This is a genomic window from Methylobacterium sp. WL64 (assembly GCF_008039945.1).
In the GTDB taxonomy this organism is placed as follows: domain Bacteria; phylum Pseudomonadota; class Alphaproteobacteria; order Rhizobiales; family Beijerinckiaceae; genus Methylobacterium.
The window spans coordinates 1-248 of record NZ_VRVA01000356.1 but is presented as its reverse complement, the minus strand read 5'-3'; the positions used below and the strand labels follow the sequence as shown (position 1 = coordinate 248).

The 248-nt window shown below is 61.7% G+C and carries 1 protein-coding gene; it reads right to left on the bottom strand.

Annotated features, from left to right (window positions below; genetic code table 11):
* The coding region (locus FV242_RS34230; protein WP_147942062.1) for a helix-turn-helix domain-containing protein at positions 1-161 on the bottom strand (161 nt) is incomplete at its 3' end.
* Between the last annotated feature and the right edge of the window lie 87 nt (positions 162-248).

Here is a 248-nt window from a genome sequence, read left to right as displayed (position 1 = left end):
CCCATCCGGGCATCCGCTGTGCTCGTCCGTTTACGCCACTTCTGCACCGTCGTCGGACTGACGCCGTAGCGCTTGGCCAGCGACCTTACGCTCTCTTCACGTAGCTGGATCGCGCGACGGACTGCCTTGTATCTTTGAGTTGCCCGCTGGAGTGAAGCCAGTGAGGCTACAAGGTGAGGGTCAGCCCGTGTTTGCCTAGGGTTTTCTAAGCCCGCGACAGAGCAAGGTGCGGCCCTCACCGCCACAGT